Source organism: Streptomyces sp. NBC_00029, from assembly GCF_045160505.1.
GTDB lineage: Bacteria > Actinomycetota > Actinomycetes > Streptomycetales > Streptomycetaceae > Streptomyces.
Genome location: NZ_CP108292.1, coordinates 7,961,498 through 7,986,143, shown reverse-complemented (window position 1 = coordinate 7,986,143; position 24,646 = coordinate 7,961,498). Strand labels below are relative to the sequence as shown.

The window sequence follows — 24,646 nt, the reverse complement described above, 5'->3', positions numbered from 1 at the left end:
CACGGTGCGGGGAGCGCGTCAGTAGGCCCCGATCGACCAGAAGACGCCCACCTCCTCGTCGCCGACCGCGATCAGGCCCAGATCGTCGAACAGGTCGAGCCCCCGGACGTAGGCGGAGGTGAGGAAGGTGTGCGAGGCGGTGCCCTGCAGGCCGGCCGCGACGAAGTCCGGGGCCCGGTCATGGGCGGCCGCCCGCGCGTTGGTCCAGTAGCGGGCGGTGGGGCCGTACCGGTCGAGCAGGGTCCGGGCATCGGCCAGTACCGCGTCCCGGTCCGGCCTGCCGCGGACGGGGCGCGGCTCCGCCTGCCATTCCTCCGTCATGACGGCGAGCGCCCCGTGGGCGGCTTCCGCCTCCAGCGGGTACAGGAGGTCGGGCCATCGCGCCACGGCGGGCGGGTCGAAGGGATATGCGGGCAGACCCCAACGGGTGTCCTCGGTACGGTCCCCGTCCAGCCGCACCCAGCCCCGGGGATCACGGACCCGGCGGTTCATCACGGCGAGGACGTCGTGCTTCCAGTCCGCGTGGCGGCGTGGTCCGGTGGACACGAAGGCGTAGACGTCGTCGAGCAGACGTGTCGCGGCAGCGTTCCAGGGGCAGCGGCGGCTGCGGAACTCCAGGAGCAGGGTGCGTACCCGGAGACCGAAGGCGTCCGCAGGCTCGCGCGGGATGCGGTGCAGCTGATCCAGGGTCCGGCGGACGAGGTCGCCGGCCGCGCCCGGCCGGCCGTCGGGGCAGGCCGGCACCTGCGGCGGCGGGAGCTTCGTCGCTCCGTCGGACAGTGCCTGCAGGCGGGCGTCGAGCAGATTCAGGGCAAGCCGGTCGGCATCGTGCAGGTGGGTCATCCCGCCACCCTAGAGACGGGCTGCGGGGCACCCGGCTACGTCTGTGCCCAGGCACGCAGCAGTGCCTCCCGCGCACGGGGTTCGGGGGTGCCCTCCCCTGCGTGCACGCGGCCCCATGCCCCGGGGGCCCGCGGGTCCGCGGTTCCCGCGACGAAGCGGTCGAGGAGCTCCTGGGAGAGCCGCACCTCCTCGTCGATGTACCCGCCGGCCGCCGCCGAGTACACGGTGAGCCGTTGCGATCCGTCGGCCGTGTCCAGGCGCAGCGTCATCTCGGGAGGCCCCTCGCCGGTGAGGCCGCCGATCGCGGCCGAGACCACCGACCCGAGGAGTTTCGACGCGCGGCTCGTCCGGCTCTCGCTGGGTGCGTCCTCGACCACCGCGGAGCGCACCCCCTGCCAGGTCCAGGTCAGGGAACCGTCCGGGTCCGCGGCCTCCAGTCCGTCGGCGGTGAGCCGGACGCAGACCCCGATGGCGTTCGGCGGCGAGCCCACGTACACCGCGTCCGGGGTGACCCAGAACAGTCCGACCATCGCCGCCACGTGCCGCTCCTCGCTCTCGCCCGCCGCCCCGCATGACCCCACCATCCATACCGCCGGCGCCGAGCGGACCGCCGCAGACACACCGAACGCCCGCCGCAGCGGGACCGGGCCGGGACCCGGACGTAAATCGGTGGGGTCCCGCGGCGGGATCTGTCAGCATCCTCGGATGGGTGCATTGGACGCAGTTGCCGGCAGGGTCGCCGGCGGAGCCACCGTGGAGTTCCGGCCGAGCGGCTCCTCGATGGTCCCGCTGATACGCAGTCGTCAGCAGGTGGTGGTCGCTCCGGTGGAACCGGCGAGGCTGAAGGCGGGGGACATCGTCCTCGCCCGGGTCGCCGGGACCGTGTACCTGCACCTGGTGTCCGCCGTGGATCCGGTGCGCAGGCGGGTGCAGATCAGCAACAACCGGGGCCGGGTGAACGGCTGGACCGGCCACGACCGGGTCTTCGGCATCTGCGTGGCGGTCGACGGTGTCCCCCGGGCGGGCGCCGCGGACAAGACGCGTGCGGCGTAGGGGGCCGTTCCGGTGCAGGAACTGAAGCTACCGGTCACCATCCACCGGGCACGGCTCGGACCGGTGGAGTTCAAGGTGATCCGACCGGCGCGGCCGCTGGTCCGCGCCGTCCTCGTCGACCACGACAGCCACATGGACGCCTACTTCGACCAGCAGGCGGCGAAGCTGGTCGGCGGCCTGTGGACGCTCGCCGCCTCGTCCCCGCGCTCTCTGGTCCACCTGCCGATGCGGGGCAACCGCGCTCCCGGGCGCGAGCTGCCGAAGCCGGGGAGCCGGCAGCTCGATCTCGTGCTGCTGCACCACTCGCTCCAGTTCCCGCCCGCGCGCTGGAAGGACGTACGCTCCCGCCTCGGCCGGGGCCGCCCGCAGACGGTGACCCTGCCCCGTCCGGCGAAGGCCGACGAGCAGCCGGCCGACGCCGAGGCTCGGCATTACCGGGAGAACCGGGACCTGTTCCACCAGCACGTGCACGCCGAGACGCTGTTCATGACGGGGAGCGCGCCGGTGTTCAGGGCCACCGCCCGCCACTTCTTCGACGTCGCCCGCAATGGCCCGGGTTATGTGCCGGTCCATCGGGGCTACCCGCACTTCTGCACCGCACTCCACTCCAACGCCGGTGTGCTGGGTGACGCGCGCGAGATCCACATCGAGTACTCGGACCAGTGGCAGGCGGCGACGGACGACGTTCCAGAGCCGGGAGGCTAGGTCGTCTCTTTTGGATCTTGTCGGTCGGGCCCGCGTCGTCCGGTGCCGTGCATCGCAAGGCGGAGGAGCGCCGTTGTACTGGACGTACTGCGGTGCTCCGACAACGCGGCGAGGTGCGGTGCCGGGCGACGCGGGCCTGGGGGCACCTCCCACAGCGGTAGCTGGGGGAGCAAGATCCGAAAGAGACGACCTAGCGGGGGCCGGCCGCGGCCTCGATGTCGGCGAGCTGGGCGGCGAGGATCTCTTCGAACGCGGCGCGGCGGTCCGCCCCGAGGGGTCGGATGTCGCGCGCGAAGTGGGCCAGGGCGGGGAAGCGTTCGGGGTCGGCGCCCAGTACCGCGACGCGGAACAGCTCCATGCCCTGTTCGTACTCTTCGGCGGTGATGGTGCTGACCCCGGCCTCGGAAGCGATCAGCGAGGCGATGAGGACCGCGATCCGGTGGTAGCGCGCCGGGATCTGCTCGTCGGGCAGTCCCGACGCCCGCAGGGCCTGCAGCAGTTCTTCCATGACCAGCCGGGAACCTGCGCCGCCCGACGCATAGCGTCCCCAGACCCCGGCGAGCTGGGGTTGCTGCCCGAAGGCCTCTCTCACGCGCAGGGCCAGGGCGGTGATGCGCTGCTTCCAGTCGCCCTCGGGGCGGTAGCCGTCCATGGCGGCCGCGAGGATCCGGTCGGCGACCGCGCGCAGCAGTTCGGTCTTGCTGCGGAAGTGCCGGTAGAGGCTGGAGGAATCGGTTCCCAGGGCAGCGGCGAGCTTGCGCACGCTGAACGACTCGGCGTCGCTCGTGCGCAGCAACTCCGCCGCCGCGTCCAGGATCTCGTCGGTCGACCAACGCCTTCGCGGTGCCATCTCACTCCTCTTTCCGGGTCTCACCCTAACCCATGCACTTGGTGTTGCACGCACCGCGTGCATAATGAGGACATGAGCGTGCCGGCCCGGCAGCAGGCGGGCCGGCACGCCACTCGTGCCCTCTGACCCGGGCCGGGCTCCCGACGTGGAGCTCCACCCGCGGAATACGAAAGGACGCATACCGTGAGGAACCCACTGGATCCCGCGAAGCTGAAGGCCGCCCTGGAGAACGTGCACCGCGCCGGGATGCCGGGGCTGTTCGCCGAAGTGCGCGACGGCGACCAGATCTGGCGCGGCGCCGCCGGGGTCGCCGATGTCTCCACCGGCCGCCCTGTCACCGCCGACATGCGGCACCGCGTCGGCAGCATCACCAAGACCTTCACCGCCGCCGCGGTTCTGCAGCAGGTCGAGAGCGGCCGGATCGGTCTCGACGCCCCGGTCGGCCGGTACCTTCCGAAGCTGGTGCCCGGGGAACGCGGTGACGCGATCACGGTCCGGATGCTGCTCAACCACACCAGCGGCCTCGCCGAGTACCTCCCCTACGCCTACCCCTCCCTCAAGGCGCTCCCCGACCTCGCGAACACCGGCCCCCAGAGCCTGGACGACCACCGGTTCACACGGTTCGACCCCGTCGAGCTGATCGGGCTGGGGGTCGCCGCACCTGCCGTCGGCACCCCGGGCGGCGCGCCGGGGCTGTACTCCAACACCAACTACCTGCTCCTCGTCGAGCTGCTGGAACAGGTGACCGGCACCACGGCCGAGCGGTACATCACCGAGAACGTCATCGAGCGCGCCGGGCTCCGGGACACCGAGATCCCCACCGGGCCGCAGGTGAACGGGCCGCACTCACTGCTCTACGAGGCGTGGTTCGGCATGATCGACCCGCCGCGCGACTACAGCGTCTTCGACATGTCATGGACGGGTCCTTCGGCCTCGCTGATATCGACCGTCGCGGACCTCAACCGCTTCTACCGCATGCTGCTGGCCGGGGAGATCGTCAGCCCGTCGTCGCTCGCGCAGATGCGCCGCACGGTCCGGGTCGTGTCCCAGGAGGGCAAGACGATGGACTACGGCCTGGGGCTGTACCCGGTCCAGGAGCCGGGGCAGGACACCTTCTGGGGTCATGGCGGCACGGTCTGGGGCGGTGGAGCGCTCGCCATGACCCGCGCCGACGGCATGCGGCAGATGGCGGTCGCGGTGAACGCGCAGAGGTGGAACCGGCTCGACTCCTCGGGCAGGCCGCAGCCCCATCCCATCGACGGCGCGCTCGAGGCCCTGCACCGCGTGGCGATGTACGGCTGACCGGCCGCACCATCCCGGCCGGGCCCGGGGGCGGACGCACCCGGCCGCTGATCGCCTCACCGCCCGTCGCGATCTTGGCGAAGCCACTCGTAACCCCCGGGTGGCACCGCCCGACACATGTACGCAACAGGGATTTCCTACGGTGGACCGCAACGGGATCGACCTGCACCGGGCAGCAGCGGCCCGGGGCGGTGTCGGCCGGTGGCGCGAGGAGGTCTGCTGTGGCGGAGGCGGAGGCAGCGGCCGGGCAGCAGGTGCGTACGGTCTGCTCCTACTGCGGCGTCGGCTGCGGGATCGTCCTGGACATCGTCACGGGCGGCGACGGGCGCCGTACGGTGGCCAAGGTCACCGGCGACAGGCAGCACCCCGCGAACGGCGGACGCCTGTGCACCAAGGGCGCCACGCACGCCGACATGCTGGCCGCGCCCGGCCGGCTGACGACCGCACTGGTCCGCGGCGAGCGGGGCGCCGAGCCCGCCGCCGCCCCGGTGGAGACGGCCATCGCGGAGACGGCGGCCCGGCTCCGCCGGATCCTCGACGCGCACGGCCCCGACGCACTCGCGCTCTACGTCTCCGGCCAGATGTCCCTGGAGGCCCAGTACCTGGCGAACAAGCTGGCCAAGGGCTTCCTGCGGACGAACCGGATCGAATCCAACTCGCGGCTGTGCATGGCCAGCGCCGGCAGCGGCTACAAGCTCTCGCTGGGCGCGGACGGCCCTCCCGGCTCCTACGAGGACTTCGACCGGGCGGACGCCTTCTTCGTCATCGGCTCCAACATGGCCGACTGCCACCCCATCCTCTTCCTGCGGATGATGGACCGCGTCAAGACCGCCGGAGCCAGACTCATCGTGGTCGATCCCCGGCGCAACGCCACCGCCGCCAAGGCCGACCTGTTCCTGCAGATCAGGCCCGGCACCGACCTGGCACTCCTCAACGGACTGCTGCACCTGCTCGTCGAGGGCGGCTGGACCGACCCCGCGTTCATCGCCGAGCACACCGAGGGCTGGGAGGAGATGCCCGCCTTCCTACGGGACTACGCGCCCGCGCAGGTCGCCGAGATCACCGGCATACCGGAGGCCGACATCCGGCTGGCCGCCCGCTGGATCGGCGAAGCGGGCGAGTGGATGAGCTGCTGGACCATGGGCCTGAACCAGTCCACGCACGGCACCTGGAACACCAACGCCCTGGTCAATCTGCACCTCGCCACCGGCGCCATCTGCCGCCCGGGCAGCGGCCCCTTCTCCCTCACCGGCCAGCCCAACGCGATGGGCGGACGGGAGATGGGATACATGGGACCCGGTCTGCCCGGTCAGCGCTCGGTCCTGGTGGAGAAGGACCGCACGTACGTGGAGGAGCTGTGGGGTGTGCCGAAGGGCACCCTGCGCACCGACGCCGGACGCGGCACCGTCGAGATGTTCGAGAAGATGGCGGACGGTGAGATCAAGGCGTGCTGGATCATCTGCACCAACCCGGTCGCCTCCGTCGCCAACCGCAGCACCGTCATCCGGGCCCTGGAGACCGCCGAACTCGTCATCACCCAGGATGTGTTCGCGGAGACCGAAACCAATGCCTACGCCGACATCGCGCTGCCCGCCACCCTCTGGGCCGAGTCGGACGGAGTGATGATCAACTCCGAGCGCAACCTCACCCTGGTGCAGGGCGCGGCCGATCCGCCCGGCGAGGCCCTGCCCGACTGGCAGCTGATCGCACAGGTCGCCTGCGCGATGGGATTCGCCGAGGCCTTCACGTACACGTGCGCCGAGGAGGTGTTCGAGGAGCTGCGGCAGGCCTGGAACCCGCAGACCGGCTGGGACCTGCGCGGTGTCACCTACGAGCGGCTGCGCTCGGGCCCGGTGCAGTGGCCGGCCGCCCCGGACGGGCCGGAGCGCAATCCGGTCCGCTACCTCAACGACGGGGTCAGCCGGGCCCCGGCCGAGCGTCCGGACGGCAGCCGCCCCCGGCTGGCCTTCCCGACGGCGACGGGACGGGCCGTCTTCTTCGCCCGCCCCCACCTGCCGGACGGCGAACTCCCCGACGAGGACTACCCGTTCGTCCTCAACACGGGGCGTCTGCAGCACCAGTGGCACACCCTGACCAAGACCGGCAAGGTCGCCAAGCTCAACAGGCTCGACCCCGGACCCTTCGTGGAGATCCACCCGCAGGACGCGGCCGCCCTCGGCATCGTGGAGGGCGACGGGGTGGAGGTGGCCTCCCGGCGCGGGCGGGCCGTCCTGCCGGCGGTCGTCACCGACCGGGTCCGGCCGGGGAACTGCTTCGCCCCCTTCCACTGGAACGACCTGTTCGGCGAGTACCTCAGCGTCAACGCCGTCACCGACGACGCCGTCGACCCGATCTCCTTCCAGCCCGGTTTCAAGATGTGCGCGGTGACTTTGACGAAGACGACAGCCCCGGTCCCCGTGGTGGCGGCCCTGCCGCCTGCCACCGCACCCGCACCCGTCGGCGGCGATCCCGGCCCCGACGGCCTCGGCACCCCTGCTCCCGCCCGGGCGTCGTCGGGAAGCACCACCGCGACACTGCCCCGTCCGGGCACGGCCCCGGCGGTGACCGCCCTCACGGCCCTCACCGACGTGTTCGGGCTGCAGGACCGGACACCGCCCGCCCTCTCCGACCGGGAGCGCCAGTACCTCGCCGGGTTCCTGACCGGGCTCGCCTCCGCCCCGCCCGGCGCGGACGTCCCGTCGCTCCCCGCCGGCGCCCCCTTCGAGGCCGGGCACGCGCTCTGGGTCGACGGTGTCCTCGCCGGCGCGTACTCGCGCACGGCGACCGCCCTGGCCGCTGCTCCCCCGGCCGCTCCGGCACCGGCCCCGGCCGAGGCGGACCCCCCGGCCCGGCCGGTGCGCCGGACCCGGCGGACCGTCGTGCTGTGGGCCTCGCAGACGGGGAACGCCGAGGACCTCGCCGCCGGCATCGCGGCGGAACTGGGCACTGCCGCCGCCGCCCCGGCGAGCGTGCACAGCATGGCGGAGCGCGTTCCGACCTCCCTGGAACCCGGCACGGATCTGCTGATCGTCACCAGCACCTTCGGTGACGGTGACCCGCCGGACAACGGAGCCGCGTTCTGGGAATCCCTCAGCGCCACCGACGCGCCACGCCTGAAGGACGTCCGGTTCGCGGTACTCGCCCTCGGCGACTCCACCTACGACGCCTTCTGCGGCCACGGCCGCCGGCTCGACCAGCGCCTCGAAGAACTCGGCGGCCTGCGCCTCCTGGCCCGGGTGGACTGCGAGCCCGACTACGAGGAGCCCGCGGGCCGGTGGCTGGAGCAGGTGCGCGCGGCGCTCGCGGCCGCCGCCCCGGACCCGGGCGCCGCCGCGGGACCCCGGACCCGGCCGGTGGCCGACCGTAACTCCCCGTACGTCGCCCGGCTGTCCGGCAACCGGCTGCTCAGCCTGCCCGGCGCCACGAAGGAGGTCCGCCGGTTCGCTTTCGACCTGGGCGAGGACGGTCCCGCGTACGAGGCGGGCGACGCTCTGGCGGTCCAGCCGGTCAACTGCCCCGGTCTGGTGACGGAATGGCTGGCCGCCACCGGCCTCGCCCCGGACGCCGAGGTCGCCGTACCCGGCCGCGACCCCATGCCGTTCGCCGAGGCGCTCCACCGGCACCTCGACATCACCCGCCTCACGCCCGACCTGCTGCGCTTCGTCACCGAGCACACCGGCGACCGCCGGCTCAAGCAGCTGACGCGCCCCGACAACAAGGACGGCCTCGCCCGGTGGACCTGGGGCCGCGGGCCAGTGGACGTCCTGGCCGAGTTCCCGGTGCGGCTCAGCGCCCAGGAATGGGCCGAGCGTCTGGGGCGGCTGAAGCCGCGCCTGTACTCCATCTCCTCCAGCCCCCTCGTCGACCCGCGGGAGGTGGGCCTGACCGTGTCGGTCCTGCGCTACGAGGGGCCGGGCGGCCACCACCGCAAGGGCGTGGCCTCCACCTTCCTGGCGGACGCCGAACCCGGCACGCCGGTACCGCTGTTCGTCCAGAGCTCGGCACACTTCCGCCCGCCCGCGGGCGCGGACACTCCGGCCATCATGGTCGGCCCGGGGACCGGAATAGCGCCGTTCATGGCATTCCTCGAACACCGCCGCGCGCTCGGGCACCAGGGCGCCAACTGGCTGTTCTTCGGCGAACAGCGCGAGGCCACCGACTTCTACTACCGCGAGGAGCTGGCGGAACTCCACCGGCACGGCACGCTCACCCGCCTCGACCTGGCCTTCTCCCGGGACCAGCGGACCAAGGTCTACGTCCAGGACCGCATGCGGGAGCACGGAGCCCAGCTGTGGTCCTGGCTCCAGGACGGCGCCCACTTCTACGTGTGCGGTGACGCGAGCCGGATGGCGAAGGACGTGGACCGGGCGCTCCGCGAGATCGCGATGGCGCACGGCGGCCTCGACGCGGACGAGGCGGCCGCGTACCTGAAGCAGCTCTCGGCCGCCAAGCGGTACGCGCGCGACGTGTACTGAGCGCGTCCGGGCAACGCGCACGCCTCTCCCCTGCCCGTGCGCCACCGCGTGCGCGTTGTCGCGAGCTGCTCCTCGCCGATCCGGGCATCACCGGCGGGCAGTTGTACGCCGAGGTCCGGGCGCTCGCGGCCAAAGCGGTCTGGACACTGGGCGGTTGGCACGCCGGCCACCTGACCGGGACCGGTCCGTCGGCGGACATCGGGGACGCGCCGCCCGGCTCTCCGAGCCACGCGTACATCTGCCCGGAGAACGACCGCCCCCTGCGCCGCACGGTCGCGGGAGGGTGGCAGGCCCACTGGTTGCTGGAGGTCCGCCCCGTGGACGAACTCCGCGGTTTCGGCGGCTCGTACAAGCGGCGGCTCGATCTCGCCCGACGGCCGTCAGCGGGCGGTGAGCACCAGCGGCGCGGGGCTGCCGTCGGTCCAGTCCGGGGTGATCGCGGCGAGCGCGTCGCCCACGGCGGCGCCCTGGAGGAAGGCCGCGCGGTGCCCGTCGGCGATCGTGGCCCGCACGCCGTCCCAGGCGACGGGTACCAGCCGGGTCAGGCCGGGCGCCGGCCGCATGAACCCGCGCACGGGGACCTGCGGCAGGGGATCGAGGACGCGTCCGGACAGGCCCGCGATCAGGGGGCCGAGCAGGGTACGGGCGGCCACCAGGGCGGCGTACGGGTTGCCCGGGAGACCGACCACCCATCGGTCCGGGGCGAGTTCGGCGAGCAGCATGGGATGGCCGGGCCGGCAGGCGACCGTGTCGACGACCATCCGCGCCCCGCAGTCGTCCAGCAGCCTGCGCAGCTGGTCGGTGGCGCCGACGGAGGTGGAGCCCGTGACCACGACGACGTCGGAGTGCCCCTGGGCCTCGTGCACGGCCCCGGCCAGGCTTCCCGCCGGCCGGTCGGGGACGTACCGCACCGGTCCGGCCGCATCGCCGGGCTCACCGCCGAGTTCGGTGACCAGGGACGGCAGGAGCGGACCGAGGGCGTCGCGCACCCGGCCGCGGCCGGGAACGCCGGCGTGGTCCAGCTCGTCCCCGGTGATCAGTACGCCGACCCGGGGGCGCGGCCGTACCGCCAGCGCATCGTGGCCGCAGGAGGCGGCGAGCCCGAGCAGCGCGGGCCCGATCCCGGTGCCCGCCGGGGCGAGCGTGCGGCCCGCGGGAGCGTCCTCGCCCGCGCGCCGGATGTGCCGGCCCGGCGGCGGCAGAGGTCCGGACACCCGGCCGTCGTGCCCGGTCACCGCAGATTCCAGGGGGAGTACGGCCTGCGCCCCGGCCGGCACTTCGGCCCCGGTGGAGATCTCCACGCACTCCGCCGGGCCGAGCACGCCCGGCCAGGACGTGCCCGCGCGGACGACGGCCCGCACCCGCCAGGGACCGGGGCCGGACACCGCGTAGCCGTCCATGGCGGCCGTGTCGAAGCCCGGGAGCGGCTGCAGGGTGCGCAGGCCGTCGGCGAGGGTGAGCCCGGCCGCGCCGGCCAGCGCCACCGTACGGGCCGGCAACGGACGCGCCGCGCCGTGCGCCAGCGCCCGGGCCCGCGCCCAGGACACGGCCGGCGGCCGTGCCGGGATCCGGGGTGTGCGGACGGCGGTGGCGGCGGTCGTGGGAAGCATGGACCCCACTGTCGGGCGGTCGCGTTTCCGGGTCCCCGCGGGAGGGTTGCGGTTGCGCTCCGATCCGCTCACCGCCGACGGCCTGCCCGCGTGAGCGCCCCGCTCGTGAGCGTCCCGGATCGCGAGCGCCCGGATCGCGAGCGTCCCGATCTCACCCGAGGGCCGACGCCTGGGAGGAGCGGTTCGCCGACCAGACCCCCGCGTACGAGGCCGCGGTCGCCCGGCTGCGGCTGCGGCCCGGCGGGCGGGCCGCGGACCTCGGCTGCGGCACCGGACGGGCCGTGCCCGCGCTGCGGGCGCAGGTCGGCGCCCGCGGCCACGTACTCGGTGTCGACCTCACCCCGGCCACCGGCCATGCCGGCCGCCGCCGCCCGGCACGGCCGCACCCGCCACGGGCATCTCGTCGCCGCCGACTGCACCCGGCTCCCCCCTGCCCGGCGGGTCCGTTCAGGGGATCTTCTCGGCGGGACTGCTCGACCATCTCCCGGACCCGTCCGCGGCCCTGCGCGAATGGGCCCGTGTCACCGCGGCCGACGGCGTCCTGCTGCTCTTCCATCCCTCGGGCCGCGCGGAGCGCGCCGCCCGCTTCCTGGCCCGTGCGATGCCGCGCGGCTGACCCTCAGAGGCGGTGTATCCGGTCGATGCCGTACCAGTGCGCGATGCAGGCGGCGACCCAGTCCCGCTCGTAGTCCGATGTGAAGAAGGGCTCGGCCAGGCTTCCGATGGGCATGCGCCGGTAGCCGAGGTCTCCGGCGCCCGCCGCGGCCTCGGTCCGGATCCGGGAGTTCTGGGCGTCCCAGGCGACCGCGCGGGTGACGGTGGTGGTGGTGAGCTGCTTCACGTTCGGGACGAGCACGGCCAGCGAGGCCACCGCCAGGCCGGCCGCGGCCACGGCGGCGGCCGGCAGGGCCACGGCCGCGGCCTCCCGGCGCGCCAGGAACCGGCGGGCCCACGCCCCCAGCAGCACCCCGTAGACGCACAGCGCCAGTTCCATCAGTACGAGGTAGTTGGTCCAGGTACGGGCGTAGGTCCATCCGCTCGGGCCGTAGCCGCTGCGCAGGCCCAGCACCACCGCGAACGAGCCGAGCACCACCACGGGCACGGGGAGCAGCAGCAGGGCGATCAGCATCCTCCGCGGGACGGCCCGGCCCGGCTCCCGGCTCCCGCGCACCGCCGATGGCGCGGGCCCGGACGCACCGAGCCCTGCCGCCAGGCCCAGCAGGAGACCGACGGCGACGGCGCCGAGGTAGGCCCACTGGCCGCTGACGGAGTCCCACATGAGCTGCCAGTCCTCGAAGGCGCCCCGGAGTTCGGTCGCGGAGAGCATCGGCTCCTTGGGCGGCTGCTGGGCCCGGCGCCAGCGGGCACCGGGGGAGGTGTAGAGCACGGCCAGTCCGACGACGAGTCCGGCGCACCAGAGCAGGCACCAGGTGAACGGCAGCCAGGTCCGCGCCAGCTTGAGGCCGGGCAGGGCCAGCAGGGCGATCGCGGCCGCGAGGAGGCCGCTGACGAGGGCGAACGACTCGCTCAGGGTGCCGATCGCGAACCCGATGGCGAACGCGGCGGCGAAGCCCGCCGTGCGCGGGGCGCCACGGGGCCGGCGGACCGTCCGGATCGCCAGCAGCAGGGCCCATGCCCCGATGACGGCGGGAACGGTGTGGGAGATCGTGGCCGGCGCCCACAGCAGTACTTGATAGGTGCGCGTGCCGCCGTAGTAGAGCAGTGCCTGGAGGGCCAGGGCTGCGGCGATCAGGAACATCACCCGGGGTCTCTCACCGAGGTAGCGGAAGAACTGGATGCCGAGCAGGACCAGACCGGCCGTGAAGGTGACGGCGATGACGGTGGGAAGGATCTTCACCCCGGCCAGTCCGTCGCCGTAGACGATGCCGCTCAGGAAGGCATTGGTGATCCGGCCGTTCTGTGTCGCGTAGAAGTCGTGCGTGATGCCGAGGACTCCCAGATCGCGGGACTTCCAGGCGGCGCACCAGTCGTCCGACGTGGGCCGGACGTAGAGCCCGAGGAAGCACCCGACCGCGATCAGGGCCCCGGCCGCTGCGGCGAGGCAGCCGCCCGCGCCCAGCAGGAGCCTGCGGACGAACCGGCGGTTGCCCTCGGCCGAAGCAGTGCTCATTCACCAGCCCTTCGCAGCGACGGTCACACCAATGTGCCCGGCCCGCCGTCCGGCGGCATCCGGGAGAGGGCTCGCCGCAACGGGGCCCGCGGCCCCTCGTTCCGTGCGCCACGGGGGACTTCGGCCCTGCCACGGCCGTTGCGCCGTTGCTCCGTGCGTGGACGCGAGGATCGCTCCGGGTCCCCCGGTCACCCGGGCGGCGGGCATGTCGTGGCGGGCCCGGCACGGCTGTCCCACGATGGGAGATCCGGGGGCCGCGCGAACGGAAGCCCGACAGGAGGAGTGGCGATGACTGCTGCCCCGCTCGTTCGATGGGCGGCCGTCACGGCGTCACTCGCGAGCGTCGCCCTGCCCGTGTGCGTCGCGGCGGGCCCCGTCGGCCGGCACTCCGACGAGGAACGGCCGGTGTTCTTCGTCCGGCCCCTCGGACACCAGAGCCACGGCGATGCCGAGGGCCGCTACGCGCCCCTGTCGATGCTCGTCGCGCCGGCCGTCGGGCTCCTGTCCAACACGACCGCCGCCGAGGGCATCCCCTCGTCCGTCGCCCAGGGCGCGCGGTACGTCGAGGGGAGCCACGTACTGCGGCTGCTGTCCGGCCGGTGGAAGTACCTCCCCGCGGGCCGGACCGCGTCGGCCGTGGTGGCCCCCGAGGATCCGACGGCCCGTCTGCAGATCGCGGAGAGCCGCGCCTGGCTGGCCGCCGGCCGGGTCCCGGGCAGCACGCCGGCGCAGCGCGCGACCGCCGAGCGGGCCCTGCTGGCCATGAGGGGACTGCTGCGGCCGAACGGGGCCATGGCGGCGGGATGGTCCCCGGGCTGGATGTACTCCTGGCCGCGCGACTCCAGCTTCGCCTCCGCGGCCTTCGCCCACACCGGCCACGACGCCGAGGCCCACCGGATCCTGCTGTACAGCGCTGCGACCCAGCGCAAGGACGGTACGTGGGAGGCGCGCACGAAGCTCGACGGATCGGGCCCGCCGGACGGCAGGCGCCGGCAGCTCGACGCCAACGGCTGGGTTCCCTGGGCCACCTGGCAGTGGTACCGGACGGCGCCTCCCGTCACCCGCCGCGCCCGGCTGGCCGGCCTCTACCCGATGATCGTCAAGGCGGCCGACCGTGCGGCGGCCTCCCTGGGGGCGGACGGCCTGCCCCCGGCCTCCCCGGACTACTGGGAGGTGATGACGAACACGACGAACATCGGCACGGCCGCGCCCCTGCTGGCCGGGCTCAACTCCGCCGCGGACCTCGCCACCGAGCTGAACCGGCCCGCGGACGCCGCACGCTGGAGCGCCGCCGCCGGACGGCTCTCCGCCGGGATCTCCCGGAGGTTCGCCCCCCTCGGCTACCAGCGCACCGTCGACGGGCAGCACGGCCGGGACAGCGCCGTGGCCTTCATGGCGCCGCCCTTCAACACGGCCCCGGCGGACCTGCCCCGGGCGCTGGATTCCACGTACGAGGCGCTGCTCCTGCCCAACGGGGGTCTCACCCCCGGCAACGACCCGACGGCGCCCTGGGGCGCGAACGCCTGGACGCCCAGTACCTCGTTCTTCGCCCTCGCCTGGGCCTGTACGGGGAAGGCGGCGAAGGCCGGGCGGGTGCTGGACTGGGTCCTCTCCAAGCGGAACCCGCTCGGGGAACTCCCCGAGAAGGTGGACCGGACGGGCAGGCCCTCGTCGGTCGCGCCGCTGGCCTGGACGGGCTCGATCGTCGTCCTCTCCCTGGTGGCCCTCGACGGCAGCACGCTCCCCACCCCTCCGCCGAGGAAGTAGGGCGGCGCCGCCTCAGACGGGATCCGTTCCGTCACCGGGCGGTGGGGCGGTGCGCAGGCGCTGCAGCTCGGAGAGCAGCCTCTGGTACGCGAGCCTCTCGGCCTCCACCGCGCGCCGGAGGGGGAGGTGGTCCGGCTCCTGCCGGGACCGGGCCTCCTCGGCGGCGCCGACGCGGACCTCCCTCGCACGGTCCAGATCGTTCATCGCGGCCACGGTCGCGACATCGAGCAGTCTGTGATCGAGGACCTCGGCGAAGGCCCGCTCCGTCGGGGCGGTGAGCCTGTCGAGCCGCTCCGCGCAGCTCGCGGGGGCGGTCGTCGCGCCGCAGCCCTCTTCGAGGTCGCGGGAGAGCGAGCCGAGGATCGTTCCGAGCTCCGGGTATCCCCAGTCGGGCGCGGTGTCGTTGCTGCATGCACCCACCAGGGCCGTGAGGGTGGCGAAGGCGGTGAGGGCGGACAGCGCCCGGGGCCGCCCCGGTCCGCCGCACGCGCGTCGGCACGAGGTGTGAGGAGGGGTCATGAAAGCCCCGATCGCCCGTTGGTCCGATGGGTCCGATTGGCTGGAGTGCGGCCGCCCTTGATCCGTGAGGTGGTCCGCCCGCCATCCTCACCCGCCCCGATCCGCCGTGCCACCCGGCGGGCGTCGGGCGTCGGGCTCAGGCCCGGTCGCAGCCGCAGCGGGCTGCCGCAACCGCCGCAGGTCACTGCGGCGGCTGGCCTCCGGCGACCGTCGAGCCCGGCCTTCCGGCCTGCGCGAGCGTCCAGGGCTGGACCGCCCGGTGCCACGGGGAGGGCGTCCGGCTGCCGGGCGGCAGGGAGCCGCCCGGCGGGACCGCCGAGATGACGTGCAGGTCGGCGTCCAGGCCCAGCGCGGCCGCGACGGCCGTACCGGCCCACCCCGCCACGGCGGCCGGTGCGCCCGTGTACAGCATCTGGGACTCCTGCCAGGGCTGCGGACCGTCGATGCCCGCCACGCCGATCGTGCCCGCGCCCGCGCGGCCCGCGAGCAGGTCGCCCGCGATGCCGACCGCCCCGTAGCCGCCCAGGCCGCCGGCCTCGGCGACCGGGGAGAACTCCGGTGCGGACCCGGCGACGCGGGCCAGACCGGTGGCGACGGTGCCGATGCCGGGCCGGCGGAAGAACAGGCGGACGCCGTCGCCCTCCGGGCGCACGGAGAGCGCGCCCGTCGTCTGGGGCAGTCCGGTCGGGAAGGGGCCGCCGAACGGAGCGCCGGGCGCCGGCTGGACCCAGGCCAGTACGGAGCCCGCCGTGGCCGCGTACACGTGGCGCCGGCCCGACTCGTCGGTGGCGGTGACCGGGTCGCCCTGGAGACCCGCGCCGCCCAGGGCCCGCCACTCCCCGAAGGCACCGCCCGGCGCCGCCTGCGCCCGGGCGCGCAGCGTACGCCGGGAGTCGCGGACGTACACCGTCATCCGGCCTTCGGGATCCACGGCGACGGACGGCGCGCCGATCGCCGAGGTACCGGACGGGTCCACGGTGTCCGGGGTGCCCAGCGACTGCCACGGGCCGAATCCGCCGTCGACCTCGCTCTGGAGGGCGTAGACGATCTCCCGGCCGTAGTCCTGGGGCGTCGCGCCGAGGGTGGTGCGGGTGGCGAACACGCCGATCCGGCCGTCCCAGAGCCGGACGGCCGATGCCCCCGAGTCGATGCCGTCGCCGGGCAGGAACGCGGGACCCTCCCACAGGGCCTGCGGGCCGCTGCGCGACCAGTAGGCCATCCGGCCGTCCAGGGCGGCGAAGGCCCAGAGCCGTCCGGAGACACCCTCGGTCATCCAGGAGGTGCCGTCACCGCGGCTGTAGCGGATGGTCTGGCTCCAGCCGGCCCCGGCGGGCCTGGTCGCCGTCTTGCGGTCGCCGCAGCCCGCGGGGCTGCCGCACCAGTCCTGGTGGTCCGTCCAGGCGTAGGTCTTGAGGTAGCCGAGCTTCTCCTCGGCGGTCTGCGGGTCGAGCGTCGGGGGCAGCGAGCTGTTGGGGTAGCTCACGTAGTTCTGGACCGAGAAGTGGGGCCGGTCCGTGGACTTCGCGTAGCGGTCGGCGGCGGCCTGCACGAAGCGGGCGCCGTACATGTGGTCCTGGTGGTCGAGGAAGGCGCCGCCCCCCTCGGCCCGGCCCGGGGTCGGGTCCTGCGTGCGTATCGTCGTCGGCCGGTAGGCCTCGAACACGCCCGCGATGGCGGCCACGGCCTGGTCCTTGGTGTACGAGAACCATTGCTCGACCGGCGTCCCGGAGGTCAGCTGGGCGCCGAGGGCCGGGGTGCGGCCGTCCCACAGGCCACGGAGGCTGTCCGGATTGTCCCCGGAGATGCTGCGGGCCTCGCGCAGCTGCATCCATACGAGGTTGACCTGGGGCCTGGCGACCAGGACGTCCACCTCGGCGCTGCCGCCCCCGGCGGTGGGTATGGAGCTCCGCTCCCAGGCGCTGGTCCGGTCCCCGGTGGCCATCTGCGCGTAGGCGGCGCGTATGCCGTTCTGCCGGGCCTCCGCGTAGGCGGCGCGGTCGGCGGGACCTGCCGCGTCCTGGAGGTGAGGGCTGTGGGCCTCGTTCCGGCCGTCGGACTCGCCGGAGGTCAGGTAGACGGTGGTGACCTTGATGCCCGTCGATATGGAGCGGCTCAGGTCGGGGTTCATGAAGAACAGGTCGTCGTCGGGGTGGGCGACGACCTGGAGGGCGGAGCCCTCGGTCACGCTCGGGCTGACCATCGCCTCGGGCGCCAGCGCCTGCGGCTCGCCCGCCTGCCCGTGCCCGTAGGCCCAGGTCGTGACGCCGGCGACGCCGACGGAGAACGCGGCGAGCAGGGCCGCGAGTCGGGTGCGGCTGGCCAGGGACATGTACAGCGCCTTGGGGGTCGGTCCGGTGCGGCAATCCGCGGGGAGGTCGGTCGGTGCCCCGCTGGCTCCACTGCTCCTGGAGACGACCGGCGCCGATTATGTCCCGCACGTTTGTGGCTGACACACCCTCAAGTCACTTATGACGGGAAAGCCAGTTGTGCCAGAAATGCATACGGCTTGCCCGATTTATCACCTCTTGGGTAATACGCCCGCCAATGGCGCCGGAACCGGTATATGCGCTGGCCACCAGCCGATTGACCCGGCATCGGCGAGTCGACGAGCACGACCACTCCCCCACCCTCCCCCCTTGCACGTGTCGCATCGCACACCGCTCCTCGGGGCGGCCGAGGGCGCGGCGGCACCCCGCGACACCCGTTGCCGCCCGGCCCGCCCGAGCCCCGAACCCACGCACGACCCACCATCGGTGACGCGACCCCCTCCCCTCCCGTCCGGATCGACCCGGCGCACCGATCGGTGAAGCCGAGGCGGCCCGCCCCCTCCGGCACTAACATGGATGAGAACGACCGATATGACCCATTTCGCACATTCGGATTGGGCGGATCGAGCCGATCCGAGTCGACCGACCGGCCCCGAGGACGGTCGATGTCGATGCAGCGCACCAGGGCCTCGCGCCCTCGCAGGGGGATCCCCGCCGTGGCCACCGTCGTCACCGTGACCGCCGCATGTGTCCTGTCGGGCGCCGCGCAGCCGGGCAGGCAGGCGTCTTCGTGCACCACGGCGCCACCGGACAGCTTCTGGCACGCCCCGGTGGACACCCTTCCCGTGCACCCGAGCTCCGACCGGTACGTCGCCTCGATCGGGGCCGCAGAGCCCCTCCACCCGGACTTCGGGGCGGGACTCGTCGAGGGGCAGCCCTTCGGCATTCCCATCAATGTCTCGGACACGACGGTGCCGGAGTCCACGCTCTCCTTCGACTACCCGGAGGAGAGCGATCCCGCCGGGTACCGGATCCCGCAGGACGCCAGGATCGAGAACGGTCCGGCGAGCGACGGGGACCGTCACGTCGTCGTCTGGGACCGCGCCCTGTGCAAGTCCTACGAGCTCTTCGACGCCGAGAAGCAGGGCGGCAGCGCCTGGCACGCCGGCTCGGGTGCGGTCTTCGACCTGCGGTCGAACGCCCTGCGGCCCGACGGATGGACCTCGGCCGACGCCGCCGGCCTGGCCATCCTCCCCGGCCTGGTACGCCACGACGAGGCGGCGGCCGGGCGGATCGACCACGCGATCCGCATCACAGTCCCTCGCTCGGACCAGAGCCATCTCTGGCCCGCACGGCACCAGGCGGGCTCGGCGGCGGACAGCTCACTGCCTCCCATGGGGCTGCGCCTGCGGCTCAAGGGCTCGGTGGACACCTCATCACTCGCCCCGCAGGCCAAGGCCGTGGCCGAGGCGCTCAAGAAGTACGGCGTCATCGTCGCGGACAACGGCTCGCCCTGGTACATCACCGGTGAGGAGAACCCCCATTGGGACAACTCCCAGCTCAACGCGCTCAAGAACTTCAAGGGATCGGACTTCGAGGCGGTCGACGCCTCGGGGCTCCAGCAGTCGCCGGACTCCGGTGCCGTCGCACCGAAGTGACCGGCGCGATCGGCGCGACACTCCCCAAACCGGGCAGGGCCGGTACGCGAGGCCGAGTTCGCGGTCGACGGCGTAGCCGGTGCGCATCGACGCGTCCGTGACCTGCCGCCAGGAGCCGTACTTGGCGCAGAGCCGGTCCGCGGTCGGGCCCAGCGGGTTGCCGCACTTGGCGATGTTCCGCTGCTCCAGGACCCGGACCTGCTCCGGGGCCATTCGTCGGCGGAGACGGGGCGGGCGAGCGGCGCGGCGATGAGGGGGCGGCTCCGGAATCCGGCGGGCCGTCATCGGCAAGGCGGAGTACGACGACGGCAGGGCGCCCCTCTAGAGGACGTCGAGCCGTTCGGTGAGGCTTCCGTAGAGCGCGGGGCGGCGGGTGCGCATGAGCCCGAACTCCAGCCAGTCGCGGCGCTGGTCGAGGTCGAGGTCGGCGACGAGGACGGCCTCGCGGTCGCGCGGGGCGCGCAGCATGACGCGGCCGTAGGGGTCGGAGATGAAGGAGGAGCCGTAGAAGGTGGAACGGCCCTCGGTGCCGACGCGGTTGGGCACGATGGCGAAGAGGGCGTTGGCCAGGCCGTTGGCGGTGATGGCGTGCTCCCACATGGGCCGGGTGTCGAAGTCCGGGAGGTCCACCTCGGAGCCGATGGCGGTGGGGTGGACGAGGATCTCGGCGCCGGCCAGGGAGTAGGCGCGGGCGAGCTCCGGGAACCACTCGTCCCAGCAGGTGGGGAAGCCGAAGCGGGCTCCCTCGTGGCTGACGACGGGGAATCCGCTGTCGCCGGGGCGGAAGCACAGGTCCTCGCGGTAGCCGGGGAAGGCGGGGATGTGGTTCTTGCGGGTCCGGGCGATCAGCTTGCCGTCGGAGTCGACGCAGACGGCGGTGTTGTAGCCGAGGCCGCCGTCCTCGGCGCGCTCGTAGAGGGAGGCGTGGACGGTGATGCCGAGCCCGGTGGCGAGTTCGGCCGCGAGGGCGACGGTGGGGCCGGTCTCCACGTCCTCCAGGTAGCGGGCGGCGCCGTCGGCCATGGGGTCGTCGGTGTTGCAGAAGTAGGGGCTGCGGGTGAGCTCCGGGAGGCAGACGACGGTGGCGCCCTGCCCGGCGGCCAGGGCGACGCCCTCGCGGAGCCGGTTGTCGTGCGCGGCGGCGTCGGCGTACCAGCGCATCTGGACGAGGCCGACGCGCAGCGGGTCGCGTTCGCCGGGCTGGGTGCGGCCCGGGGAGCCGAGGGGGGATCCGTAGGAGGTGAGGAGCGCGTACGAGGTCACGGGCGGGCTGCTTTCGAAGATCTGACTGAATTTTCAGTCAGGATGCGGGACGCGGAAACGATCGGTCAAGGGGCACCCGGCGCGGCACCGCGCGACGGATGGAGGGCCATGGTGGTGCCGGAACGTTCCGGCGTAACGAATGTAAACCCTGCCGGAACGTTCCGGCAAGGCCGAACCGAACGTCTAGAATTCGGGGCGTGACCCCACCTGCCGTGACCCTGCTCGATGTCGCCCGCGCCGCCGGCGTCTCCAAGAGCACCGTCTCCGACGCGCTCCAGGGCTCGGGCCGGGTCGCCGAAGCCACCCGTGAACGGGTCCGCGAGATCGCGGAGGAGCTCGGCTACCGCCCCAACAGCGCCGCCCGCCGGCTGCGCCGTTCCAGCACCGGGGCCATCGGCCTGCACCTGCCGCAGACCGCCACCCGGCTGGACTACTACATGAACCTGGCCTTCGGGGCCGTCGAGCGCGCCCAGGAGGGCGGCCTGGACGTGGTCCTGCTCGCCCCGGCCGGCGGCGCCTCCGGCCCGCTCGCCTCCCGGGTCGACGGACTCCTCGTGATCGACCCCGAGGTCGGCGACAGCGCGGTACCGGGTCTGCTCGACGCGGGCGTCCCCGTCGTCACCGGGGAGCGCTACCTCGGCCCCTCCCCCACCCCCACGGGCGCGGTGGTCTGCGACAACGCCGCCTCGCTGACCGCCCTCCTCGACCACGTGCGCGACCGCGGCGCCCGCCGCCCCGCGCTGCTCGCCCCCGAGGGCACCTCGGCCTGGGCCCGGGCCCTGCGCGAGACCGCGGCCGCCTGGGGCACCTCGTACGGCACCGAAGTCGCCCTGCGCACCGTGCCGTTCGCGGCGACCGCGGCCGACGCGGAGGCCGCCACCCGTCGGCTGCTCGCATCCGATCCGGGGATCGACGCCGTGATCTGCGCCCCTGACGGAGCCGCCCCCGGAGCCCTGAGCGCCGCAACCGCCCTCGGCCGCACGGTCGGTGCCGATCTGCTGGTCGCCTCGTGCGTCGACGGCGTCGCGAACCGCAGTGCCGAGCCGCCCGTCACAGCGGTCGATCTGCGCCCGGCCGGCTACGGACGGGCCTGCGCGGAACTCCTGTCCGACATCCTCGCCGGCCGCGCGGCGCCCGACACCGTCCGCCACCACACCTGGGTCCTGGAAACCAGGCCCTCCACGACGGGAGCCGGCTGACGGACCGCCCGCGCCCCGAGGGGCGAAGGACGGGATCGATCCCCGCCAGGATCCCGCGCGCACCTCCCGAGCCCCCCACGGCGACGCGGTCGTCGGCGACCGCCCACGCGAACGCGACCAGCGTCAGTCCGGCGCTGTCCATGCACCGGAGCAGGGCTTGCGGTGTCACCCGGGTGACAAAGGTGTCGCCGCCCGACACCACACGGCCTGTCAGATCCCGCACCTAGGCTGTCCGCAGAGATTCGATCAAGGAGCAGGGCAGTGCGAATAGAACGTCACCAGGTGAGCGGGGCCGTCGTGTCGGCAGCGCGCGAGGACTTCACGAACCGTATCGGAGGCCAGGTGCGGTCCATGTCGCGGGCCGGCCGGATGGCCGCCTACGAGTGGCAGTCGATCGCCGACGAATTCCTCGACTACCTGGGTGCCCTCTCCGTCGAGACGCCCGGCCTCGGCACCGCGGAGGCGAAAGCCGCCCTCAAGGACGCCTCCGAGGCCGCGGCCGGCGCCGTCGCCTACGCGGCCTACCACCCGCACTGCAGCTTCAACGTCTTCCTGGACTACGTGAACTTCGGCGTGCGCTACGACCCGGGTGAGGACGACCACGAGGAGAGCGTCACGCCCGGGGACTGGATCGACGCGCTCTGCCTGGCGGTCCTCAGGGGCAAGGCGCAGTGGCACGGCGAGGCCTTCCACTTCGCCCGGGAGAAGTTCGCCGCGCAGGAGAAGGGAACACCCACGGGCGAGCTCGCCACAGGACTGACGGCCGTGGTCCTGGACTACACCGGCGATGACGAGGAGTACCCGCCGAGCGCGCAGGCCAAGATCGCCGCCGTCGACGCGGCCCTGGATCGCATCCGTACCCACGCCGCTGAGACGGGCGAGCCCCTCCTGGACCGGCCGAACAGCCTGGCGCTGCGGACGCTGCGCGCGCTGGCCGCCGAGGACCGGCAGGCCTTCGGCGCCGGACTGGCCGATCTCCTGGCCGGGCACGCCGCCCGGCAGGGCCCGGCGGCCTCCACGAGCAGCCTTCTCCCGCTCGTCCCCATCGCCCTGGCGGCGCTCGCGTACCGGACCCTGGGCTGGGCGCCGGCCGTCCGCACGGACTACCTCCCGCACGCGCTGATCACCGGCTTCGAGACCCGGGGTCCGCGGGTCGCCGGCTTCGGCCGGAACCGCCGGCCGGACGCGGTCGCCGCCCTCGCCGCGGGCCCGCTGGTGGTGGAGCGGCCCGCCTGTGAGCGTGAGCGTGACGGGTTGCGGCGGGTCGAGGCCATGTACGAGGAACACGTGCGAGAGGCGTTCACCCCCGCCGACGGAAAGCCCCTTGCCGTCGGGTGTCTCGCCGACGTCATGGCCGATCAGGAGCGCCTCTTCAAGTGGCGGGCCGGAAACCCCGGCGACATCACGGATGCCCAGCTCGCCACCCTTCGTCTGGCCTCCGGCGCGGGGGCGGCCCTGTTCCGCATCGCGCTGGCGGAGCCGGGCACCGAGGCCGAGGTGAGCGTCGGCGGCCGGACGCTGCGTTACCCGGCCGGGCGCGGTGAGGAGGCCGGCGCGGCGAACTGGCAGCGGGCCACCGCCTTCGCCCTGATCACCGGCGCACGCGAGGACCTCGCCCCGCTGGTCCTCACCGGCCCCGCCTTCGCCCGCCCGGACGGCTCCGCCGTCAACGGGTACTGCGAAGCCCTGCACGCCTATCTGAAGGGCGTCGATGCCGGACCGGCCGCGCAGCGGGCGCTGGAACAGACCGAGCAGGCCAAGGACTGGGGCTTCGCGATGCCGCCGACCGTGCTGCTCTCGCAGCTCGTGGAGGGCGACGAGGAGAGCTTCAACCTCGCCCTGGCCGACGCGCTCGAAGCCCACCGCGCGTACTACGAGGTCGCCGACCGCTCCGCCGAACCGGCCGCTTCCGTCAACCTCGACGTCCTCGCACTCGCCTGCCACGCCCGTCGCCGCGGCTGGGACATCCGCGTCGAATCCCCGTACCTGCCGCAGGCGCTCCTGCAGGCCGCCGAACCCTTCTAGGTGTGCTGTCCGGACAGGTTGGTGACGCGGCCGGCGGATGTCTGGCCACTGATGCCGGTGGGGGTTGTGGCCGCCTCCGACGGGGATCCGGCCGAGTCTCTTGACGTCGACGTACTCCTCGCAGGTGGCCCTCAGTCCGTGAGGAAGGCTCCCTCACGACAAGGGCGGCAGACGAAGACGTAGCCCAGCTGACCGCCGAGGTTCATCGCGGTCTCCCGGGTTGTCCCCTCCTCCAGGTGTGCCGCGAACTCCATGGTGCCGGTGCAGGCGGGGCACACGGGCAGGCGGTCGTCCTCGAGGTAGGAGGGGCTGCCCCCGAGTGACCCGAGCACTTCGCGCTGCTTCCCGAATCGTTCTTCGGGTTCCCGCTTCCATCCCGAGCGGGCAAGGTCGTAGGCGTCAGGCTCGATCCCTTCCTCGTCGCAGGCATCTTCGGGGTCGATCGTCACGACGTGGGTGCGGATGGCGGAGGTGGCGGGCAGCAGCGTCAGTCCCGCTTCGGGTACGGCTACCGGCCGCAGTTCCTCCCGGGGAAACAGATAGACCCTGTTCGCGCTGGAGCTCGCGTCCCAGAACTCACACGCCCCGGGGTCGTTCTGGCACAGGAACACCGACAGGACACCGTCTTCGACGGGGAGATGGGCGAAGAACTGAAGCGGTCCCCCGCAGCCGCACAGGGGCCAGGCGAATCCGGCAGGAGCCAGCGGCAGGCCCCCGGTACGCGCGACGTCGGAATCGGCCGGTGCGGAGCCGTCGTAGATCATCAGTGCTGTCTGCATGGCGAGAGGCTACTGGCCGCCTGTGACAGGCCCGGGGGCGAGGGCGCCTCGCGCGGGCGGCCGGGCTGAGCCGCGACTTCGACGGGATCGGCGCGGCTGTCGCATGGTCGCGGTCGACGACGAGCACGACCCCGAAGGAGGCAGCACCGCCTTCGAGCGGTCTCACGTGATCGGCTCGGGGCTGAACTCACTCGGCTGCG

At 73.5% G+C, this 24,646-nt stretch carries 18 protein-coding genes and 2 pseudogenes; 10 read left to right on the top strand and 10 right to left on the bottom strand.

Translation table 11 applies throughout. The annotated features are described in order from the left end of the window. Positions 1-18 precede the first annotated feature (18 nt). Complete coding sequence (locus tag OG753_RS36730; RefSeq protein ID WP_405791744.1) at positions 19-843, bottom strand: hypothetical protein; 825 nt, start codon at positions 841-843, stop codon at positions 19-21. A gap of 35 nt (positions 844-878) precedes the next feature. After that, positions 879-1,382, bottom strand: a complete 504-nt coding sequence (locus OG753_RS36725; RefSeq protein WP_327266081.1) for a hypothetical protein — start codon at positions 1,380-1,382, stop codon at positions 879-881. A gap of 166 nt (positions 1,383-1,548) precedes the next feature. On the opposite strand from OG753_RS36725, the gene OG753_RS36720 reads away from it, so the two are divergent. Together OG753_RS36720 and OG753_RS36715 are read left to right on the top strand one after the other, a co-directional pair. Further along, complete coding sequence (locus OG753_RS36720; RefSeq protein ID WP_327266080.1) at positions 1,549-1,896, top strand: S26 family signal peptidase; 348 nt, start codon at positions 1,549-1,551, stop codon at positions 1,894-1,896. Positions 1,897-1,908: 12 nt separating this feature from the next. Continuing rightward, positions 1,909-2,601, top strand: a complete 693-nt coding sequence (locus OG753_RS36715) for a hypothetical protein (RefSeq protein WP_405791741.1) — start codon at positions 1,909-1,911, stop codon at positions 2,599-2,601. Between the two features lie 190 nt (positions 2,602-2,791). Here the strand turns inward: OG753_RS36715 and OG753_RS36710 are convergent, their stop codons facing one another. Then, on the bottom strand, positions 2,792-3,451 hold the full coding sequence (locus OG753_RS36710; RefSeq protein WP_327266078.1) for a TetR/AcrR family transcriptional regulator: 660 nt from the start codon (positions 3,449-3,451) through the stop codon (positions 2,792-2,794). A 183-nt stretch (positions 3,452-3,634) separates the two neighbouring features. On the opposite strand from OG753_RS36710, the gene OG753_RS36705 reads away from it, so the two are divergent. Both OG753_RS36705 and OG753_RS36700 read left to right on the top strand, forming a co-directional pair. After that, positions 3,635-4,753: a serine hydrolase domain-containing protein gene (locus tag OG753_RS36705; RefSeq protein WP_405791738.1), complete on the top strand. Its 1,119-nt coding sequence runs from the start codon at positions 3,635-3,637 to the stop codon at positions 4,751-4,753. 221 nt (positions 4,754-4,974) lie between these two features. Beyond that, on the top strand, positions 4,975-9,228 hold the full coding sequence (locus OG753_RS36700; protein WP_405791736.1) for a molybdopterin-dependent oxidoreductase: 4,254 nt from the start codon (positions 4,975-4,977) through the stop codon (positions 9,226-9,228). 380 nt (positions 9,229-9,608) lie between these two features. On the opposite strand, the gene OG753_RS36695 is transcribed toward OG753_RS36700, so the two are convergent. Continuing rightward, positions 9,609-10,838, bottom strand: coding sequence for a molybdopterin molybdotransferase MoeA (locus OG753_RS36695; RefSeq protein WP_405791734.1), 1,230 nt, complete (start codon positions 10,836-10,838; stop codon positions 9,609-9,611). 118 nt (positions 10,839-10,956) lie between these two features. Here OG753_RS36695 and OG753_RS36690 point away from each other — a divergent pair, with 118 nt between their 5' ends. Continuing rightward, on the top strand, positions 10,957-11,454 hold the full coding sequence (locus OG753_RS36690; protein ID WP_405792944.1) for a methyltransferase domain-containing protein: 498 nt from the start codon (positions 10,957-10,959) through the stop codon (positions 11,452-11,454). 3 nt (positions 11,455-11,457) lie between these two features. Here the strand turns inward: OG753_RS36690 and OG753_RS36685 are convergent, their stop codons facing one another. Beyond that, the gene (locus OG753_RS36685; protein ID WP_405791732.1) at positions 11,458-12,969 is read right to left on the bottom strand and encodes a hypothetical protein; all 1,512 of its coding nucleotides are present in this window, start codon (positions 12,967-12,969) and stop codon (positions 11,458-11,460) included. A gap of 288 nt (positions 12,970-13,257) precedes the next feature. Here OG753_RS36685 and OG753_RS36680 point away from each other — a divergent pair, with 288 nt between their 5' ends. Continuing rightward, positions 13,258-14,736, top strand: coding sequence for a hypothetical protein (locus OG753_RS36680; RefSeq protein ID WP_327266073.1), 1,479 nt, complete (start codon positions 13,258-13,260; stop codon positions 14,734-14,736). A 12-nt stretch (positions 14,737-14,748) separates the two neighbouring features. Here the strand turns inward: OG753_RS36680 and OG753_RS36675 are convergent, their stop codons facing one another. Beyond that, on the bottom strand, positions 14,749-15,255 hold the full coding sequence (locus OG753_RS36675) for a hypothetical protein (RefSeq protein WP_327266072.1): 507 nt from the start codon (positions 15,253-15,255) through the stop codon (positions 14,749-14,751). Positions 15,256-15,436: 181 nt separating this feature from the next. Next, positions 15,437-17,584 carry a PIG-L family deacetylase gene (locus OG753_RS36670; RefSeq protein ID WP_405791730.1) on the bottom strand — a complete coding sequence of 716 codons (2,148 nt, stop codon included), beginning with the start codon at positions 17,582-17,584 and terminating at the stop codon, positions 15,437-15,439. 603 nt (positions 17,585-18,187) lie between these two features. Between OG753_RS36670 and OG753_RS36665 the strand changes: the two genes are divergently transcribed. Then, positions 18,188-19,180 carry a hypothetical protein gene (locus OG753_RS36665; protein ID WP_405791728.1) on the top strand — a complete coding sequence of 331 codons (993 nt, stop codon included), beginning with the start codon at positions 18,188-18,190 and terminating at the stop codon, positions 19,178-19,180. Positions 19,181-19,207: 27 nt separating this feature from the next. On the opposite strand, the pseudogene OG753_RS36660 reads toward OG753_RS36665, so the two are convergent. Then, positions 19,208-19,402, bottom strand: a pseudogene (locus tag OG753_RS36660) (hypothetical protein); the annotation flags it as partial. A gap of 99 nt (positions 19,403-19,501) precedes the next feature. Further along, positions 19,502-20,443: a nitrilase-related carbon-nitrogen hydrolase gene (locus OG753_RS36655; protein ID WP_405791726.1), complete on the bottom strand. Its 942-nt coding sequence runs from the start codon at positions 20,441-20,443 to the stop codon at positions 19,502-19,504. 197 nt (positions 20,444-20,640) lie between these two features. Between OG753_RS36655 and OG753_RS36650 the strand changes: the two genes are divergently transcribed. Then, positions 20,641-21,642, top strand: a complete 1,002-nt coding sequence (locus OG753_RS36650; protein WP_405791724.1) for a LacI family DNA-binding transcriptional regulator — start codon at positions 20,641-20,643, stop codon at positions 21,640-21,642. A 282-nt stretch (positions 21,643-21,924) separates the two neighbouring features. Continuing rightward, positions 21,925-23,667: an immunity 49 family protein gene (locus tag OG753_RS36645; RefSeq protein ID WP_405792942.1), complete on the top strand. Its 1,743-nt coding sequence runs from the start codon at positions 21,925-21,927 to the stop codon at positions 23,665-23,667. A gap of 131 nt (positions 23,668-23,798) precedes the next feature. Here the strand turns inward: OG753_RS36645 and OG753_RS36640 are convergent, their stop codons facing one another. Next, on the bottom strand, positions 23,799-24,446 hold the full coding sequence (locus tag OG753_RS36640; RefSeq protein ID WP_405791722.1) for a hypothetical protein: 648 nt from the start codon (positions 24,444-24,446) through the stop codon (positions 23,799-23,801). A gap of 65 nt (positions 24,447-24,511) precedes the next feature. Between OG753_RS36640 and OG753_RS36635 the strand changes: the two are divergent. Beyond that, a pseudogene (locus OG753_RS36635) lies at positions 24,512-24,615 on the top strand (TraR/DksA family transcriptional regulator); the annotation flags it as partial. Between the last annotated feature and the right edge of the window lie 31 nt (positions 24,616-24,646).